The organism is Acinetobacter sp. TGL-Y2, assembly GCF_001612555.1.
GTDB lineage: Bacteria > Pseudomonadota > Gammaproteobacteria > Pseudomonadales > Moraxellaceae > Acinetobacter.
This window is the reverse complement of record NZ_CP015110.1, coordinates 2,749,531-2,767,386: the sequence shown is the minus strand read 5'-3', so window position 1 is coordinate 2,767,386 and position 17,856 is coordinate 2,749,531. Positions and strand designations below refer to the sequence as shown.

The following is a 17,856-nucleotide window of genomic DNA, read 5'->3' as shown; positions in this document are numbered from 1 at the left end:
AAGTGAAATCTGAATGAAGAAGTAGCCCCTACACAACTGATGTTGCTAAGGCTAACTGCTTTCCCAGAAAGACATTCCCACTGGTAAATTCAGGCCAAATCAACATAATTTCACGGTCTGAAAGCGTGTCACGGTAAGCGCTAACAAGCTGCATGGTTTCTAACATCACGCCATACTGATCACGTGGAGTGACATAAGAAAAGGCACGAAGTTTTTTATTGACAGCAGCGAGGGCTTGCACCACTGAAGGGCTTTCTACATCCGGTGCAATGTTAATTTTTGGCGTGATTCCCAAGATTGATTTTGCAGTCAGTAATGCTTGGATACCTGTACGCTGACCTGTTGGCAATGTTGTACCAATGACCAAGCTTTGGTTAAAAACCTCGCCTTTAAATGGGTCTTGAATACGAATAACCACCAATGTTGGAGAAGTAATAGCAGACATGGTTTCTAAACAAGCTCTTAAATTACCTTCAGTGCCTGAAGCTGCAAGTGCTCGATTGATTGATGTCACTAAAGTCGGCGTATCTAGTGGGAAAATATCTTGATCTGCATCGTCTGAAAAGGCAATCAGTCCGATGATATTGGTATCCGCATCACGCATTGGAATGATGCCTGAAGTGGGTTCTTTTTTAGATATTCCGTGATGAAATTCAGCCATGATGACTCCAAATTTGTGATGTAACAGTTCTGGAATCATCATGCTGTTTCAGATTTTATTATTCTATAAGGAGAATCCTGTTTAAGTCTTAATCAGGATTTTGGTTTTATGTGGTACGAATCCAAACATCGATTACAATTGATTTCTGAACGATGTTATGGGCTTGATCAGCTCCAATTTCCTCTGTTTTTAAATTGGCAGGAGCATCAGTTGTAAAATTAAAAGAGGGACGTGCGCTACCTCCGCTATCGCTGGTTGTCGCATCGATTGGGAGTCTATGTTTTGGTAACTCTTCAATGGTTAGTTGATGCTTAAATTTACCACCGGTACTCCCCATGATTTTCATAAATGTTGGTGCTTCTTCATTACTATCCAATGCACGGCTGACTAATGCATGACCATCACCATATTTTTGCCATGAGCCGTAACCCTTGTGTTCTGCCACTTCATCAGAGTTGTTGAACAATAGGGTGGTGATAAAAGGGTCACCAACAGCAATATCATGGCGACTGAGCATTAATTCTTTGATGCTATTGAGTTGGTCTAACACCCATTGTTTATTTGCAGTGACTACATTTGAGTCGATTTGAATTAAAACTTGTGCACCTGCATCTGCCTTGATATCTGTGACAATTTCAAGTTCACCGCCTGCACCTTCGGAAATGATAGGCTTATATGCCCCATGAAAATTGGCAATATAGACCAATTGGCCCGTGGTATCGATAAAGCCATATTCATGCATATTGAAGCCACCAATATGAGCTTCTAATGTTGCTGATACACGAGCAATTTGACCCTCAATTTGAACGGACTGAATGGGAACTCGGGCACGTTCATTGACTAAAGTTGTTCGGTTTTTTTGATCAATCGGTTCATAAGGTTGATTATTCGCATCCCCAATCACCATAGCAGTGAGTTGAATACTGACAACATTATGAGCTTGTGCAATTAATGATGAACCGTAATCAGTCAAAGTGACATAGTATTTTGCAGCCATAATTCGAACCTTATTAAATTGTAGATAAATAAACGGTTTCGCCCGTATGTGACGCACCGACAACATTAAAATGACTTTCTGTTTTAACTTTTGCGGTGATTGAATATGCATCTCGTGCAGATTTTGTGGCTTCAAGTGCAGTTAATACTTGAAGTAATTGATCGATGCTAAGCAGATAACTGGTGGGGATATTTACTATAAAAGTAAAAGGCGGTTGCTTTGGTGTGAGCTCATGCCAAGAGATTAATTGGAATTGTGGGACGACAGTTGAAAGTAAACTTTCAATGGAAGACCGGGTGCCACGTTGAGCATTGAAAGCCTTACTTTCTGTGATGGCATTGCGTTTCTGTGACTCGGCCCAATTCGGTTGCCAATACTCGACCCGATGCTCCCATGCAAGCCATGGTAAGTGAGGAACCGGGCAAAGATGAATGCGATGTAAATCAATAAAAGGGACTGGAAGTGCAGTCATTTTTTCACCAAGTTGCTCAATATTTTTTTCAAGTTTTGTAGCATTTGGAGGCAAGAGTTTAGACATCTCGGAACTCCGTAATGGTTAGTGAAATGCCTATGCATTTGGCATAACGGCTTTTGGCTAAAATGATGTCATTTGCAGGCGATGCCAAAATCACATTTTGTACGCCTGCGACATGCAGTGCATGATAAATTCCGCTACGAGTAACGTCATAGCCCAAAGCATTGACCATTTTGATGTAAGTATTTAAAGCCTCTTCAGCAGCCGTTTTAACCACAACAGAATCGGGACCAGGGAACAAAACCAAGGTGGCTGCTACAGTCCATTCAAATGGTGTCGCTGCTTTTACGGTGACGAAGTCTGAAAGGGGGCGTCTTGTGGCTGGATCCAGTTCGAGATCGACAATATTGAGTAAAGCTTGAGGTGCAACATCATCAATATGACTTTGCACAAATATGTCTACATGACCTGACAATGGTGTTTCAACCGCAATGTCTTTGACATGACCATGCGCACCCAAACCCCAAAATTGATATGCGCCGACTGATCCTGCAGATTTACTTTCTGGTTCTAATTGAACTCTACGACGCAAATCCTCATCGCTTTCCATGACCGCTTCGACTGGTGGATTGGTTGTTGGATTTGCTTCAATAATGGTTTTACGGTAAACATTTCGGTTTGCAGCTAAATGGTCTAAATCTGCACCTTTTGCATATGCCAACATGAGGGCTTTAGCTTTGGCATTAATTTGAGAAGTTTTAAGCAATAAGCGATATGCAAAGGTTTCCAATAGTTTAACGATTGGCTCACTTTCAAAATTTAATACTGGCGCTAGTTCAGGATCTCTTACTATGAGATCTTGTTTGCATGCATCTAATTCAGCTTCAAAGTCGAGCTGCTCTATAACATTAGGGAAGGGTAATGCAGAAAGATCAATACGATTTGAGCTCATGCAGCTGCTCCAATTAAAAATTCTTGTTTAACTGTCTGAGTACCTACCATGGTCTTAATATTGCCTAGAATGGTAATCAGCCAATATCCGACAACGGCAGTGGCTTGACTCACTTGTACTTGGCTAATCTTGATACGAGGCTCAAACCGAATCAGTGCGGTCGCAGAGGCATTCATAATTTGAAGTTTGGTAAAGTCATTACAGGGTTGATCGATCAGATGCGGAACAAGAGAGCCGTAATTTCTTCGACATAATCGAGTGCCGATTAAGGTGCTGAGAATGTCATGGATAGATTGGTATAAATGTTCGGGAAATGAATCATGATCTGTAATTGTTTTACCCGTACTGCGATGCATGCCTTTCATGGAATGGGTCCTCCAGAATTTTCTGATCCACCTTTGACACCTGATGTTTTGTGTTTGGTTAAGCTAATATTTTGAGCAATTACATCTGTATCAGAGGTGATATCTGCATTCGATGAAATGGCTTTTTCGGCATGCAAAGTGCCAGTAAAAACAGTTTCAAATACATCAAAAGTGCATTTATTGAGTTTAAAAACAGCCTCACCTGAAGCAATATTCACCACAAAAAAATGTTCACCTAACTGGATATACACCTCGTCAGGGTCGGTACTTGGGGGAGGGAACTCTTCAGAAAAAAGGCTGATTTGTGGTACCGCACTGGTGAGCTCACCACCTTGGGCTGAAACTGAAAACTGTTCTCCGATGGATGGACAGCGCCAAACTTTGACGACACCTGCAGCCATCGTCGGAATGGGTATCCAATCTGTTTCATTTTCATCAATTTTTAGACGAATTTTCCATGCTGAAGCATCGACTGCGATCACGGTGCCGATACTTGATAGGTTTTGAAATTGTCTTAAAAGTTGACTACTCATAATGATTTAAACGTAAAAATGCCCATGATTGAAAGCATGGGCATTTTGTTTTTAAAGTGCGAGGAGTTGAATCCTGTTTAGGGCTTAATCAGGAATTTCATAATTGGTGATGATCAGTTCTTTGCCATTATTTTCATCATGTGTTTTGCTGTTTAATGACCAACGGATTTGCTTTGAGTGAAAATAAAAACCATCAAATAACTCGCGTACTTCAGGTATATCATTCAGGCTTAAGATAAATTTGCCTTTAATATTTTTCAGTAATTCACGTAATTTAATAAAATCATCACGGCTGAATATATCTTTGCCATAGTATTTTTCGCAGTTGTAATACGGTGGATCTAGATAGAATAAGGTATCATCACGATCCATTTTTTGAATCAAAACGTCATAATTTCGATTTTCGATATTCACTTTTTGCAAACGCTGATGAATTGCAGAAAGCACAGTCTTTAAGTCATCACCCAATTTCAAATGCGGTTGACGCTCTACATGAGAAAAGAAATTCGGTTCTGCAACTTTTGCTCCAAAGCAGGTGCGTAGCAAATAATAAAAACGCGCTGCGCGTTGCACGTCAGTCAGTGAAGTATTCTTTTCAGCTTTTAAGCGTTCAAACTCTTCACGGCTAATCAGTTGTGTCTCAAATTCTTTTTCTAGTGCATCAGGATGGTATTTAAAGACACGGTACAGATTAATTAAATCCCCGTTCACATCATTGATGGTTTCGAGGGGAGAGCTTGATTTCTTAAATAGAACCCAGCCTGCACCGCCAAACACTTCACAGTAATGTTTATGTTCGGGCATCATGTCGATGATGGTTCGTGCCAGTTGAGATTTACCGCCCAACCAACCTGAAAAGGATCGGCCTGAAGCGTTATAAGTGGGTTTTGTTAAGGTGTTAGGGTTAGTTTTCGGGGACATAAGTCAACTCCGTTGGTAGCTCTGGGCTATCTAACCTGACGCTCTAGGCGTTCCAATGATTAAGTACTCGACATCGAGGACATTTTATTTCTAGTTTTACTGTGAGTTTTTCAATGCGACACAGTAATTTTCCGCATTTACATCTGAGTTCGATCATATTATTAAAAACTTTTGTATTTCAGATTCAATCCATTTTTCATCGTCTTTGCTAAAACCGACCAATGCACGAATAGGATACTTGGTGGCTTTGGCATAACGACTAGGCTTAATGGTTTTACCTTCTTGATGGACTTCCGCAATTTGTGCAGTACGTCCACCAAAACCAACTGCAGCATGATCTGCAGAATATTCAGTTTTTATGTCTCTACCAATCTTTTGAAATAATGCGCCTTGACGCTTTTTACTTCCAATTTGATTGCGTTTACGTGGAATAAAACGATTACCGTCTGGATCTCGCTGCTGATTAATTCTGTCTTTAGAGCGTATTCTTAATCCTTGTGAAATACGACGCATCAATTCTCGACGTTGTGCTGGTTCAAGATGCTGAAGAAATTGATCAAGCCAGTGATTTAATCCAGAATAAGCATCCATTATTCAGTCCCTACAGGGATAAATTTTCCAGATATATCGCTCCACTCCAGTTCTGGGCAAACATGGTACCCATCTTGGTCCATCACGATTTTATCGCGCTGTGGAAAATCAACTTCAAGATCAAAAGTATCGGTATCAATAATTTCAGAGCTAAATGAAATTTGAACATCATTACCTGTGACGTCTAAATGCAGCTTTTTAAGCTTGAGCCATTCCCGAATCTGCATAATGACTTCAATCGGATCACCGCGATAATCCAAAAACAGCAATCGAGCCGTATATTCCATATAGCCTTTTGCCTGTGTACCATTCACAATAAATAGATGACATTTATCTGCAGTCATTAAAGGCAATTTTTCTTGCAAATAAGGCTTTAATGGAATTAAGGCTTTCATGATTAATTGTCCATTGCTGCATAATTAAGTTGACCTGCGACACGTAAAGTCCAACCTTTGCCGTAGCGTGGCCAAGTGCTTAAACTGGTGTAGTATTTCAACCGTTCTGCATTAAATTTCAATAAAATATCATTCAATTCAGCTTTGTTGATGGCTTTGATGGTGAGATTACCGATGATGCCATCATCCAATACACCAACAGCCAATTGTAGTTTTCGTTTGGCTGTTCCCATACCTGCATTAATGGCAAAATCCCAAACTTGAAATATGATCGCTGAGTGGAGTGATTCAGCATTGATCTTGTCCCACCAATCTCGCTTATAGATATTTTTGGCTTGAACAAGGCTTAAATTTTTGATATCCAGATCAGGATAAGTCATGGCAGAAATACCATACTTTGTGCCTTTGAGTTCTCCTTTACCAATAACACCCGTCGTCCAGTTACCACGGTCTTGTCGATCATTGGTAAATTTACCTTCATGACCGATGAGACGTTCAAAGGCTTGATCAAATGTGAGTGACATAATGATTTCCTTATTTGTTAAACATCGCTGCAAATGCAGCTTTCACTTCAACAATAATTTCACTGAAAGTTTTACCTTTGAGTAACTGCATGGACTGATACCAAATCCCAATCAGTAACATGCCAAATACTGCAAAAAGCAACATCACAAAACCTTGAGTCATGTGTGAATATTGCTGTAATTGGTAATATTCAATGCATGCAGCTCCACCATATAAACTGATGGTTACACTAATCGAAAATTTTAAAATCACACCGATGGTGATTTTTATACGGCCTTGGGTATCGATATCACCACTTAAGATGAGAGCGAGAATTGCACCCATGATCGCTGCAATAATTTTTAAAAGCCAAGGTAATCCCTTTATTGACAGCGGATCATTCATCGGGTTCCCCTTGAGGAAAGTTAAGCGTTCAAACATAACTAATCCCATAATTTGATGGTCTGTGGTCGTTGAGCTTGAACCAGTTCAGGTAAATTAATGACTTGATGTTCTTGTAAAATGACTTGTTGCAAAGTTGAGTTTGCTTCAAGTAGGGCAGGTAACATCACCACTGACTGATTGCCGTAATAGCGATAAGCAATTGAATCAAAGGTATCGTTTTGCATGGCTTTGATTTGATTCATATCAAGCTCACTCGATTTCGTCTTGGTCTGCCTTTACTGATTAATTTACCGATGCTGTAATTCACTGTTCGACGTAAAGCCTGTGTTTTGACTTGTTGATTTTCAGCACGAGTTTGCCCAGTGGTGGTGGTGTCAAAATCTAGATTATCTTCACAAATCAATGCAGCTGCTTCATAGCACACTGCACGTCTGTAATATCTAATCTGAGTTTCAGTTTCGATATTGAGTAAAAGTGTTTGGTCATTAATGTTATCCATCGCAAGCATGATTTTTTCAGTCAGCAGAACTTCACCCTTGGATTGATCTAAACGCACCTGTCCTAACAAATCTGAAATACTGATATTGGGACGTATTGGATCAGGATTTTGCACTTCACTATCGGTTACAGGTGCGTTGAGTAGCATTTAACTTACTCCGTAGCTGTGGAGTCGGTGGACGCAGGTACTGAAGCATCCGCAGTTTGATCTGCAGATGTATCAGCCTGCGAGCCGACAGTGGCGTCGGGAGACGACTCGGTTGTTTGCTTCGTTAATAGTTTTTCAAGGGCTGTCATGTCTTTTTTACAACCCACTTTACTATCAAGTCGCAAAGCATTTTTATAAGCATTGAGCGCTTCAATCGGTTGTGCTTCTTTTAATGCATCCCCTAATGCACGGTAAATTTTGGCGCGGGCTTGATCCACCATTTGTTCACCGACACCGAGTTCAATGATTTTTTTAATCAGTTCAGCATGGGCAATAGCAAGGTCGGAATCATCACAAAAATCTATCGCACATTGCTCTGTTACAAATTCTGCAATGCCTCGGCTATAACCTTCAGGCATCACCATTTCATTTAAGATTGCATATTCAGCAATACGAACTGCAAGTTCATATTCGCCTGCATCGACTGCCCAAATCATTAAATTCACTAATGTTGTATTTTGAGCTGATGGAGAAACTGCTAGGCAACCATCGATGTAACCCAGATATTCAGGCAACCATTGCTTTTTCTTCTCAATACGATCTTGAATAGATTTAGTTTCTTTCAATTGGTTCATGTGACTGAACAAGCGCAATTCAATATTTGCCGTTGGTGAAGGTGGAACGGTTGCGGTTTTATCCGCTTCTGCCGTTGCAAGATCAATACCCATAAACACTTTTTTATTTTTCAAGCGTGGGTCTTGGCTTTTTGCTTGGTTTTGCGCTTTAATTGCGAGCATTTTTTCACGATGCTCACGCATTGAATTTGTTGACATTAGGCCTGCACCTCAATATTTTCGATCAATACACATTTGGTGTAATCTTCAACTACGAAATCTTCATTTACTGATTGAAAATCGACTGCACGATCCCATTCAGGCTGTTCTGCAATAGAACGGACCAAAGTGCCTGACTGAAGATAAATCGACAGGTTTTTAGGATGAGTGATCAGAATTGTTTTTGCAGGGAAGTTAGGTACATGTAGCGCAGGTAAAGTTCCGAGCTGCTTATTGGCGTAAATGGTACGTGCTGCCAATTGTTCCGTTGGATCTTGAATGGTATTCAGCAATGGCAAGTATTTATCGCTCAATACACCACGACCACAAATAGCGACTAAGCCACTTTCACGGTGTTGTACAGCAATATATTCTTCAACGGCATATTCGACTAAACCATCAAGCGTTTTGAACTCATTGCCTGCACCAATTTGGGTGACCAATTTGCCCGTACCGTCATCGATCCCTTCGTAATGTTGCTCAGGGGCAATTTCCCGAATTTTTTGCAACCAACCTTTTTTAACATCTTGTAAAAGTGGATTGACTACTCGGTCAGAGGTTGGAGCACGATATATACCGTTCCAACCAATACAAAGCTTATCTAATGCAACGGCATTGATGACCATTGCTTGAAGCTTGGCTTTGAATTCTGGGTGGTGTTTCCATGCATTGAGTAGTGACCAATAATAAGCAACGTCATAATTGGTTTGAGTACAGTCATATTCATCCAGTAAATCGAGCGTACCGACTGCTGTAGGTGTACGTGGTTTGACACGGGTGTCTGTGGTACCTGCAATGGTGGTACCGATCAGTAAGCCAATTTTTTGACCTTTGGCATTATCGACGGGATAAACATTAATTTGCTTTAAAAAGTCCGCAGACTCTTGATAAGCAGCAATGATTTTTTGTTCAGGTACAGGCTGAACGGCAAAACTATGTTTAACATCTTCTACTTGATTGGCACGGGCAATATCAGCCATATAAGCGGATAATTTTGTACGTGCGATGGGACTAAGAACGACTGCCATAATTGAAAAATTCCTTATTTAATAATCAACACGGTCAGCATCACCGCCTGCAGCTACAGGTGGATTATTGACTGGAGTCGTTGAAAGTTGAGTGAGCTGAGTTTGTAAGCCTTGAATCGATTGCAAAATAGGTGTGAGTACTTGGCTCAACGCATCTGATGACGTATTTGACTGTTCTGTATTTGGGGTAACAGGTGCGGGCTGACTTACTGGTGCTGTGGCCACAGGAGGTGTTGCATTTAAGGTGCTAAATTTTTCATTGAGGTCTTTAATACCATTTAAAGCCGTCACTAAACCTTGAGTCACGACTGCTTTAAAATCTTCTTCAACTTCAGGCAGCTTTGCTGTGGGTGTAAGTAAAGTTTTTAATTGTTTGAAGAAACCTTTTTGATCGGTTGGAACTGAATGGTTTGGTTCAGTGGGAGCTGTCAGTGACATGTAAATCTCCGAATCGGGTTGAGTGCGTAATGAAAATTGATTTGATGAAAACTTAATGGCTTGGGTTCCCAGTGATGCAGGTTGATCAGTCATGCCAAGACCGACTTGATAGGCTTTATTTGTGCCTGCAAAATTGCGATAAAATTCAATTGAAGGAAATATTTTCTGTCCATCTTTATTCATGGCCACAAAATTGGGCAGTGCAGAAATAGTGTTGTAAAGACAAAGTTTTCCACCTTCTTCAACTGCCTCAACTTTGATGATGTCGCCATACGCATTGAATGGTGGTTCAGGCGACCAGCCAGCAAAATGCTCAATGTTGATGCGCCCTGCATAGTGTTCAGTATTGTATGTATCCGCCATGTCTTGAATTTCTTGACGACTCAATTCACGACCATCGACCGTTTGACCTTCACGGGCAACACGAAAGCGTTTTTCTACACGTCCTTCTCCTGGTAGTCCCATTATTTAAATTTCCGTCTATGTTTCTGATATATGCAGTCTGCTTGTGAAGACAGTGATGTCGCAACGACTTGAATCCTGCTTAACGCTTAAGCAGGATTTTGTTATTCGTTGAAAATGAGCACATAGCGCTACATTAAGCGCATGAATACAGCACATCCTTTGACTTTTGAGAATCTAAACCCACGCCAACATGGACGAATCCTATTTGCCATGGGCATGACTGTGTCTGAAATTGCCAAACAAATTGATGAAAATCGGGCGACAGTTGAAAGTTGGAAACAACGTGAAGGATGGGAGAAATCTGATTTATTTGATGATGTAACACTTGGGCTTAAAGTTCGATATTTAGTACTGACTTTTATGGAAAATAAAAGCAATGCAAATTACAAAGAAATGGATTTTATTGGTGTTCAATTTGAACGATGGGCGAAAATTGAAAGATACCGTCAAGGGGGAACTCAAGCGGATCTCAATCCAAAACTTGAAAATCGTAACGATAAGCCGAAGAAGAGAAAGCTTAAAAACCAAATTACTGAAGAAGATTTAGTTTTACTTGAACAAGCATTTAATGATTTTCTATTTTTATATCAACAAGAGTGGATGGATGCAATTTCATGGTCAAGAATCTTTATTTTGTTGAAATCACGCCAAATTGGGGCGACCTATATTATTGCGTTATGGGCATTTATTGACTTACTTAAAACAGGCAAGAATAAAATCTTTATGTCTGCTTCAAGAGCACAAGCCTTTCAGTTTATTGAATACATCAAAGCGTTTTGTTTAGAAGTGATCGGGGTTGAACTGACTGGAGATCCAATCGTTGTCAACGGACCAAATGGCCAAGCAAGTTTATATTACTTAGGAACAAATGCTTTAACAGCACAAGGTCGTCATGGTGATGTCATCATGGATGAATTTTTTTGGATTCGCAGTTTTTTAAAGTTCAAAAAAGTCGCATCTGCAATGGCATCGCAGAAGATGTATAAGCAAATATACATGTCTACACCTTCCAGTATTTTGCATGAAGCCTATGCATTTTGGACAGGTACAGACAGTAAACGTAAATTGCCGATTGAAATTGATGTCAGTAAAGTCGCTTTAAAATTACCTTTGAAATGCGCGGATAGAAAGACGCGTCAAATTGTGACTCTGGATGATGCTGAAGCTAAAGGGTGTGACTTATTTGATCGGGATGACTTATTCGCAGAATATGGCGACGAAGAATTTGCCAATTTATTTGATTGTGATTTTATCGATGATTCTGGTTCTTATTTTCCACTAAAGGACATCATTCCTAATATGGTGGATTCATGGGAAATCTGGAACGATTTTAATCCCAATGAAACACCGCATTATCAAGGCGAAGTCTGGATTGGCTACGATCCATCTTTCACAGGAGATAATGCTGCACTTGCCGTGATTGCACCACCGCCCACGTCTTTGTCACCGTATCGAGTACTTGAAGTAAAGCAATTCAAAGGCCAAACGGCACAAGAGCAATCCTTATATATTAAAAAAGTCTTTGGACGCTATAACGTTACCTTTATTGGGATTGATAACACAGGGAATGGCCTTGCTGTTTCAGAGTATGTTTCTAAATTTTTTCCTGCACTCACTCGACTGAATTATAACCCCGAATTAAAAATTCGAATGGGTCTTAGAGCGAAAGAATTATTTCAAAAACGACGACTTAATTTTGATGCTGGCTTAACGATCGTAGCAAAAGCTTTTCTTTCAATTAAAAAAGCCATGACCAGTGGAGGGGGCAACAAAACCTTAGTCACCAGTCGCTCTGCGGAAAATGGCCATGGTGATATAGCTTGGGCAATTATGAATGGTTTAGAAAAAGCACCGATTATCGATATTACAGATCCATCTCAACAAGGCGCAGCACGTAGCCGAATCAGAGTATTTAAATCATGAATATAAAATCAATGCTACATCAGCAATTGGATCGGTTTGGTTTGTTGCAAAATCAAGAACGGGCTGCAGCTGCTCCTAGAAGCAAAGTGATTTGCAGAAATTTTGGGGAAGCAGAACCAGTACTGGATGGCCATGCTTTGTTTGAATATGGCTATTGTCCAAAATGGTTAGATTGGTATGAATTACCTTACGATATGTTGGCTACGGCAAAGTTGTTTCGAGCAACCAGTCACCACACTAGTGCCTTGATTGTGAAACGCAATATTTTGACCAGTGATTACATTCCTCATCCGTTGTTAAGTCGACATGAATTTAATGCCTTAGCTCTGAATCTTTTAACCTTTGCCAATTGTTATGTACATGTAAAACGTAATCGTTTTGGTGGGATTGTCGGACTTGGATCTAGACCGGCACTGAATATGCGAAGGGCATTGGACTTATCAAGTTATTATCAATTGGGCTATGACCAGATCAATAACCATAAATTTGAATCTCAAGATATGATTCATATTTTTGAAACTGATATTGGTCAAGAAATTTATGGCATCCCCAATTATTTGAGTAGTGTGAATGCAATTTTACTCAATGAGGCTGCAACACTGTTCCGTCGTCGTTACTATAAAAATGGTGCACATGCAGGTTTTATTCTACACATGACTGATGCGCTTCAAACTCAGCAAGATGTAGACGATTTAGAGGACTCGTTAGAAAACTCAAAAGGCGCAGGCAATTTTAAGAATTTATTGGTGTATACACCAGGTGGAACTAAAGATGGAGTCAAAGTCATTCCACTGGCTGAAGTTGCGGCAAAGGATGAATTTTATAATATTAAGATCGCCAGTCGTGATGACCAACTTGCAGGGCATCGAATTCCACCGCAACTCATTGGAGTTGTTCCACAAAATGCAGGTGGATTTGGTGATATTGAAAAGGCTGCAAAGGTTTTTTATTACAATGAAATAGTTTTTTATCAAAACTTACTGAAACAGATTAATGAAAGATTGGGGATTGAAGTCATAAGGTTTAAAGAATACGAGCTTTTATCACTGAGTGAGTAGTCTAGTTATTTATCTATAGAAATTTTTGAAAATAAAAAAGCCCAACATCCTGTTGGGCTTTTTTACATATTTGATGCTTTCGGTATAACTCCTGTCGTACCTGCATTCTCCGTTGCTGTCTTTTCTTATTCTTATCTGGAGCATCCTGCTCTCTATGTCCTCATGATAGGAAATAAGGGGATGGTCGTATAGACGCAAAACCCCTAAATCACTGTACGCTTTGGCGTACAAAATTGAGTAAAAACTATCCCTATTTTATCCGCGGAAATTGGGGATATTTTTGGCAATGGATGGATTGATAACATAGAAAAAAACTTAAAATTGATTAAATGGTGATCATTTTTATTGGCAAAAGATACCAGTTTTGCTTAAAAAAAACCGACTTGTTTCTAAGTCGGTTGAACGAGGTCGTTCTAGAGGATATGACTCAATGTAAGCTACTGATCTTAAATAAATCTTAAAGATGCGTTTCGTATAATGCCCGTTATATTAAATGGAACCAAAATTAGTGGAAATTTCACTAAACTCTAAAGCTGTAGTTTGAGTATTGGGAATATGGCCAAACACGTATTCATCTTTGCTTTGAAAGAAAATATCGAAGCTCTGACTCATCAAGGAATCTTGTAGGCTTTGCTTTTGATAGATCGGTGCAATTCGATTGATGTAATAATTCATCCAATCTATTTTGTTTGAAAAGGCTGAGTAATCTTTAAGATCGAGATATAAGTTTTTTAAATCTGCTGTAATTGTTTCCACATTAGGATTGAACATCCATACAGTAATATCCATGGGCTCTATAGCTGTCATCGTATAGCTTTTATCATTATCGATCCGTTCGATTTTATAAAGCTGAGCACCACGGTTGCTATAGCTGGAACATAGCAGCTTAGTAATCTCAACCTGAAAGTAGCCTGCACCTATTTCTAGCTCTCTTATTTGCCTTGATATTTCTAAACATTGAGGCAATTTATCAATATCTGAATGAGCTAATTTCTTAAATAGTTCCATAGATCGACTGATCACATAGCTTTCACCTGTACCAGTGATGATCCCATTGCCCCAAGCATTCAGTTTCAATGTATGCCGTTGGTTAAAATTGCCTATTTCTTCTGCCTTTAAAACGACTTCTTTATTGTCTGCAGCAACAACGATGCTATCATTCAGTTGAATGGCGATAATGAAAGTCATATTTAAGTTAAAAGCATTGAATTGATAGGTGTTTATATTAAGCCAAATTTGCGCTTAATTTTTGAATTTTATAAAGATAGGTAGACCTATGGCTGGTGGTTCTCAAATTATTATTAATAAAAATGGTATTACAGTGATTACACCTGGAAAGTTCGAGGCTAAAGCTGGACAGCATCTTTTTAAGAGTGGCGAACATACAAATTACGAACTTCCTATATTACCCAGTGTAAAAGAAATTGACAGAAAAAGTATGAGATTTGATCTAAGTCAGTTAGATTCTTTATCTGATTTTTCCAATACAAAATATAGGGTTTATAAGAATAATGGTAGTTTTCATGAAGGACTTTTAGATTCTAGAGGAAGAACAAAAAGAATATTTACTGAAGATACACAAGAGCTAGATCTTTTTATCGATCATCCTAATTTTATTGTTGAAGAGGAATTTTTTGTAGAACCAAATGATGATCAAGGAGATTAAACAGTGGCAGATTTAAATTGTCGTATCACATTTTATTATTTTGGTTCTAAAGATATTGTTCCTAATTTAGAATATAGAATTCAAACTAGTAAAGATCTTCTGAAGTGGACGCCAGATTTTGATAAAAAATGGCCAACTATAAAAAATATTCCTTTAAAATTTATAAAAAAAACAAATATAAAAGGGGAAACAGAAGCCCTTAAGGTACCAGGAGTATGTACCATTGAAGTGCTAGTTAAAGGAAAACCGACACCATTCAATCAATGGACATTAGTGAAAAAAATACACGTGAATGTAAATTTCCTTAAATTGAAAAGCATTGAATACCCTTTAATAGTAGAAATCCCTGTTAGTAAACTTGGAAAGGCTGTAACAGTATCTAATAGTAGTTCTAATCATGTATCTGATTATTATCAAGTGCAGTCAGGAGATACTTTAGAAATTATTGCTAAAAGGTTTAACAAGAATCTTCAGCAGCTTATGAGGAATAACGATATAAAAGATCAAAATAAGGTTAAGATTGGGCAAAAAATTTATATTGGTAACTTAAAAAAACAAGAAAAAGTATCAATTAAACCTAGTAATCCGAATGATTTTGTAGATATCAAATATGAGGTTCAATCAGGGGATACTTTATCAAGCTTAGCAAAGAAATTTAAGGTGAGTCCAAGTTTGATTGCAATGCAAAATAATATCCTTTTATCTGAAATGAATAAACTTCAAGTAGGGAAAATATTAAAAGTAAAAAATAATCGATCCCAATATATTTCTGAAATTATGAAAAAAGAGCTCCTTTTTTCCAAAAACGATGGATTAGCAATCACACAGTATCAACCAAAAGAACCATCAGCAAAACAGATTTTTATAACTTTTAGTGGTGCTCTATATTTTATTGGAAGTGCATTGGATATAGGTATTGCTTATGATGATAATGGTGATTGGATGTTATTTGCCTCTGTTGGAGCTAGTGGTGAAATTGATCCAAGTAAAATGCCTCATTTAACTAATAATGGAAATGCTAAGGAAATAGCTGAATTACTTAAAGATGAAAAAAAACTTAAAGAAAGTTTGAAAAAAGATGTGAGTGTTTCAATGGGAAGCACAACATTGAATGTAAAAGCCAAGCATGTCTCAGATTTAACTGGAAGTGGTTTAACTTTGACGAATACATTAAATGTGGGTAATTACTCTATTAGTCGGGTAAATGGTTACGCTACAGTAGATGATGTCGACACTCACGGAAATGCGGTAAAAAGGGATGTTAGAAGTAGAGGAATTCAGGACACTTTTGATGTAAGTGCTAAAAAAGTTAAAAAAGTAGTGGAAGGAAAACCAGTTTCAATAACTCACTCTGTCGCCAAATCCTATACTATTCCTATTTTATTATATGATCGAAATGAGCGATTGATGAAAGGTCAAGGAAAGGGGATTGAATATGTGGATTAAGACTAAAAAGAATTTTTTTTCCATTTTTATTATTTTGGTTTTATCTTTATTTTTTTCAGTGGCTTGTAGTAACTCTACTAATACGGAAAAATTACAAAATAATAGTAATCAACAAGAAGTAGATGCCTTATTTAAAAAAGCACAAAATTTATTTGATCAAGATAAAAATGATGATGCTTATAAAATACTTAAGCAACTTGCGGATCAAGGTGATACTAAAGCCCAAAATGCCTTAGGGAATGGATACCAACATGGTTTTTGGGGTGAGACTGATCTAAAACAGGCTAAATATTGGTTTAGTAAAGCAGCAGATCAAAATTATGCTGGAGGGATACACAATTTAGGAATACTTGAATTTTTACAAGGGAACTATAAGCAAGCTTTACCATATTTTGAAAAAGCGGCAAGAATGAATCATGCTGATTCTATTAATTTGTTAGGGACTTACTATTCAGAGGGGATTGTATTTCAACAAGACCATAAAAAAGCATTAGAATATTTTTCTCAAGCTATAGATATTGATACTAATAATGCAAGTGCTTTATTTAATATTGGACAAGCCTACTATTATGGTGAAGGTGTTGAACAAGATTATAATAAAGCTTTTGTGTGGCTCACTAAATCTGCAAATCAAGACTATAGCTTAGCGCAAATTCAATTGGCCGAAATGTATTTTAGTGGCAAAGGTGTGAGTAGGGATGTGGCTAAAGCAATTGAAATGGTTAAACCTTTAGCTGAGTTAGGTGACCCTAAAGCACAAGAAAATCTTAAATGGTATATTGAACATCCAAATGAATATTAATTAGCTTATCTAAAATTAACATAATACACCTCATACGAAATCAAAAATGGGAGATTTAATCTCCTATTTTTGTGAATCTTGTTAAACCTTGAATTTAATTTTCTCAATCTAAACTTAAAGAGTTTTCAATTTTAACAGCATTTTTCCAACTATCTAGCTTTGTTAAACCATCTACATAACGGTTAATATACGGATAATTTTCAGCCTGATTTAGTTGGTAAATTAGACTATTTAATGCGAAGCCCATCATAAAATCAGCACCAGTTAGACGATCTGCAACGAAGTATTTTTTATCTTTTAAATAGCCATTTAAAAAACTAAAAACTTTGTCAAATTCTACTTGGGCATAATTTTCTAAAAATACTAATTTAGTACCATGCTGACTCTCAATAGAATTAAATATTTTTAACAAGTAGGGCACCATTGCCGAACTTTCTGAAAAATGAATCCACTGTAAATAGTCGACATAATCTGGGTCATCAAGATCAGGTGCTAGCTGAGGCGCTAATTTTTGAATTAATAATTCAACAATTGCACCAGACTCAATAACTACTTTTCCATTCCATTCAATAACTGGAGATTTACCTAACGGGTGAATAACTTTTAAAGATTCTGGTGCTAAATGTGTGATTAAATCTCGATAATATTTTTTTAATTCATATGGTTGTTTAATTTCTTCCAACAACCAAAGTATGCGAAAAGAACGTGACTGGTCTAAATGGTGTAATGTAATCAAAACAATTTCTACCTTT

Annotated in this window: 24 protein-coding genes; 5 read left to right on the top strand and 19 right to left on the bottom strand. The window is 38.0% G+C overall.

All coding sequences use genetic code 11. The annotated features are described in order from the left end of the window. Positions 1-28: 28 nt before the first annotated feature. The 17 genes from AMD27_RS13165 to AMD27_RS13090 all read right to left on the bottom strand — a co-directional run bounded on the left by AMD27_RS13165 (position 29) and on the right by AMD27_RS13090 (position 10,209). On the bottom strand, positions 29-661 hold the full coding sequence (locus AMD27_RS13165) for a hypothetical protein (protein ID WP_067661330.1): 633 nt from the start codon (positions 659-661) through the stop codon (positions 29-31). A gap of 106 nt (positions 662-767) precedes the next feature. After that, positions 768-1,658 carry a phage tail protein gene (locus AMD27_RS13160; RefSeq protein WP_067661328.1) on the bottom strand — a complete coding sequence of 297 codons (891 nt, stop codon included), beginning with the start codon at positions 1,656-1,658 and terminating at the stop codon, positions 768-770. Between the two features lie 13 nt (positions 1,659-1,671). Continuing rightward, entirely contained in the window at positions 1,672-2,196 is a 525-nt protein-coding gene (locus tag AMD27_RS13155) for a phage tail protein I (protein WP_067661326.1), read from the bottom strand. Beyond that, entirely contained in the window at positions 2,189-3,085 is an 897-nt protein-coding gene (locus AMD27_RS13150) for a baseplate assembly protein (RefSeq protein ID WP_067661324.1), read from the bottom strand. The genes AMD27_RS13155 and AMD27_RS13150 overlap by 8 nt, the downstream gene beginning before the upstream one ends. Then, on the bottom strand, positions 3,082-3,450 hold the full coding sequence (locus AMD27_RS13145) for a GPW/gp25 family protein (protein WP_067661322.1): 369 nt from the start codon (positions 3,448-3,450) through the stop codon (positions 3,082-3,084). Before AMD27_RS13145 ends, AMD27_RS13150 begins: the two co-directional genes overlap by 4 nt. Continuing rightward, on the bottom strand, positions 3,447-3,983 hold the full coding sequence (locus tag AMD27_RS13140; RefSeq protein WP_228140667.1) for a phage baseplate assembly protein V: 537 nt from the start codon (positions 3,981-3,983) through the stop codon (positions 3,447-3,449). Before AMD27_RS13140 ends, AMD27_RS13145 begins: the two co-directional genes overlap by 4 nt. Before the next feature lie 84 nt (positions 3,984-4,067). Further along, positions 4,068-4,904 carry a DNA adenine methylase gene (locus tag AMD27_RS13135; RefSeq protein WP_067661317.1) on the bottom strand — a complete coding sequence of 279 codons (837 nt, stop codon included), beginning with the start codon at positions 4,902-4,904 and terminating at the stop codon, positions 4,068-4,070. A 43-nt stretch (positions 4,905-4,947) separates the two neighbouring features. Next, the gene (locus tag AMD27_RS19405; protein ID WP_081399729.1) at positions 4,948-5,061 is read right to left on the bottom strand and encodes a Com family DNA-binding transcriptional regulator; all 114 of its coding nucleotides are present in this window, start codon (positions 5,059-5,061) and stop codon (positions 4,948-4,950) included. Then, positions 5,058-5,495, bottom strand: coding sequence for a phage virion morphogenesis protein (locus AMD27_RS13130; protein ID WP_067661314.1), 438 nt, complete (start codon positions 5,493-5,495; stop codon positions 5,058-5,060). The genes AMD27_RS19405 and AMD27_RS13130 overlap by 4 nt, the downstream gene beginning before the upstream one ends. Further along, complete coding sequence (locus AMD27_RS13125) at positions 5,495-5,890, bottom strand: phage tail protein (protein ID WP_067661312.1); 396 nt, start codon at positions 5,888-5,890, stop codon at positions 5,495-5,497. Before AMD27_RS13125 ends, AMD27_RS13130 begins: the two co-directional genes overlap by 1 nt. Before the next feature lie 2 nt (positions 5,891-5,892). After that, positions 5,893-6,414 (bottom strand): glycoside hydrolase family 108 protein, encoded by a 522-nt coding sequence (locus AMD27_RS13120; RefSeq protein WP_067661310.1) that lies wholly within the window; start codon positions 6,412-6,414, stop codon positions 5,893-5,895. A gap of 10 nt (positions 6,415-6,424) precedes the next feature. Beyond that, on the bottom strand, positions 6,425-6,799 hold the full coding sequence (locus AMD27_RS13115) for a hypothetical protein (protein WP_067663012.1): 375 nt from the start codon (positions 6,797-6,799) through the stop codon (positions 6,425-6,427). A 38-nt stretch (positions 6,800-6,837) separates the two neighbouring features. Next, positions 6,838-7,041 carry a tail protein X gene (locus AMD27_RS13110; RefSeq protein ID WP_067661308.1) on the bottom strand — a complete coding sequence of 68 codons (204 nt, stop codon included), beginning with the start codon at positions 7,039-7,041 and terminating at the stop codon, positions 6,838-6,840. After that, complete coding sequence (locus tag AMD27_RS13105) at positions 7,038-7,445, bottom strand: head completion/stabilization protein (RefSeq protein WP_067661306.1); 408 nt, start codon at positions 7,443-7,445, stop codon at positions 7,038-7,040. The genes AMD27_RS13110 and AMD27_RS13105 overlap by 4 nt, the downstream gene beginning before the upstream one ends. A 5-nt stretch (positions 7,446-7,450) precedes the next feature. Then, on the bottom strand, positions 7,451-8,278 hold the full coding sequence (gene gpM, locus AMD27_RS13100) for a phage terminase small subunit (RefSeq protein ID WP_067661304.1): 828 nt from the start codon (positions 8,276-8,278) through the stop codon (positions 7,451-7,453). Beyond that, positions 8,278-9,306: a phage major capsid protein, P2 family gene (locus tag AMD27_RS13095; protein ID WP_067661302.1), complete on the bottom strand. Its 1,029-nt coding sequence runs from the start codon at positions 9,304-9,306 to the stop codon at positions 8,278-8,280. The genes gpM and AMD27_RS13095 overlap by 1 nt, the downstream gene beginning before the upstream one ends. Before the next feature lie 18 nt (positions 9,307-9,324). Next, positions 9,325-10,209: a GPO family capsid scaffolding protein gene (locus AMD27_RS13090; RefSeq protein ID WP_067661300.1), complete on the bottom strand. Its 885-nt coding sequence runs from the start codon at positions 10,207-10,209 to the stop codon at positions 9,325-9,327. 141 nt (positions 10,210-10,350) lie between these two features. Here AMD27_RS13090 and AMD27_RS13085 point away from each other — a divergent pair, with 141 nt between their 5' ends. Beyond that, on the top strand, positions 10,351-12,132 hold the full coding sequence (locus tag AMD27_RS13085; protein ID WP_067661298.1) for a terminase large subunit domain-containing protein: 1,782 nt from the start codon (positions 10,351-10,353) through the stop codon (positions 12,130-12,132). After that, entirely contained in the window at positions 12,129-13,190 is a 1,062-nt protein-coding gene (locus tag AMD27_RS13080) for a phage portal protein (protein ID WP_067661295.1), read from the top strand. Before AMD27_RS13085 ends, AMD27_RS13080 begins: the two co-directional genes overlap by 4 nt. Before the next feature lie 489 nt (positions 13,191-13,679). On the opposite strand, the gene AMD27_RS13075 is transcribed toward AMD27_RS13080, so the two are convergent. Next, positions 13,680-14,378 (bottom strand): hypothetical protein, encoded by a 699-nt coding sequence (locus AMD27_RS13075; RefSeq protein ID WP_067661294.1) that lies wholly within the window; start codon positions 14,376-14,378, stop codon positions 13,680-13,682. An 88-nt stretch (positions 14,379-14,466) separates the two neighbouring features. On the opposite strand from AMD27_RS13075, the gene AMD27_RS18775 reads away from it, so the two are divergent. Genes AMD27_RS18775 through AMD27_RS13060 form a run of 3 tightly spaced genes read left to right on the top strand, consistent with a single transcriptional unit; the run spans position 14,467 to position 17,104 of the window. Beyond that, entirely contained in the window at positions 14,467-14,856 is a 390-nt protein-coding gene (locus tag AMD27_RS18775) for a hypothetical protein (RefSeq protein ID WP_067661292.1), read from the top strand. Positions 14,857-14,859: 3 nt separating this feature from the next. Next, complete coding sequence (locus AMD27_RS13065) at positions 14,860-16,302, top strand: LysM peptidoglycan-binding domain-containing protein (RefSeq protein WP_067661290.1); 1,443 nt, start codon at positions 14,860-14,862, stop codon at positions 16,300-16,302. Beyond that, positions 16,292-17,104, top strand: a complete 813-nt coding sequence (locus AMD27_RS13060) for a tetratricopeptide repeat protein (protein WP_067661288.1) — start codon at positions 16,292-16,294, stop codon at positions 17,102-17,104. Before AMD27_RS13065 ends, AMD27_RS13060 begins: the two co-directional genes overlap by 11 nt. Before the next feature lie 103 nt (positions 17,105-17,207). On the opposite strand, the gene AMD27_RS13055 is transcribed toward AMD27_RS13060, so the two are convergent. Continuing rightward, entirely contained in the window at positions 17,208-17,840 is a 633-nt protein-coding gene (locus AMD27_RS13055; protein ID WP_067661286.1) for a glutathione S-transferase family protein, read from the bottom strand. Between the last annotated feature and the right edge of the window lie 16 nt (positions 17,841-17,856).